Genomic DNA, 567 nt, shown 5'->3' on the forward strand with positions numbered 1-567 from the left:
GCCTGTCGCCGCTGCAGGACGGCATCCTGTTCCATCATCTGCTGGCCAGCCGGGGCGATCCCTACCTGCTGGTGTCGCAGATGGCGTTTGCCGACCGTGACCTGTTGGAGCGCTATCTTGGTGCGGTTCAGCAGGTTGTGGATCGGCACGACATGCTGCGCACGGCCTTTGTCTGGGAGGGGCTGTCGAGCCCGGCCCAGGTGGTGTGGCGCAAGGCGGCCTTGGATGTGCTCGAGGTCGAGCTGGACGAGGATGGCGGTCCCGGTTCCGAGCAGCTGAAGCGGCGGTTCGATCCGCGCCAGTACCGCATCGACCTTGGCCGGGCGCCGTTGATGCGCGTCGTGATCGCGCGCGAGCCGGGCACGGGGCGCTGGCTGCTGCTGGAACTGCAGCATCATCTGATCGGGGATAACACGACGTCGGAAGTGATGTATGCCGAGGTACGCACTGTGCTGGCGGGACACGCGCATGAGTTGTCGGCACCGCAGCCGTTCCGCAATCTGGTGGCGCAGGCGCGGTTGGGGGTCGATGCCAAGGCGCATGAAGAGTTCTTCCGGACGATGCTGG

1 protein-coding gene is annotated in these 567 nt (G+C 66.0%); it reads left to right on the forward strand.

The window, feature by feature from the left end:
- On the forward strand, positions 1 to 567 hold a 567-nt coding region (locus NKJ55_RS35525), incomplete at both ends, for a condensation domain-containing protein (RefSeq protein WP_352453945.1).

The sequence above is a fragment of the Mesorhizobium sp. M0106 genome, from assembly GCF_040322715.1.
Taxonomy (GTDB): Bacteria; Pseudomonadota; Alphaproteobacteria; order Rhizobiales; family Rhizobiaceae; genus Mesorhizobium.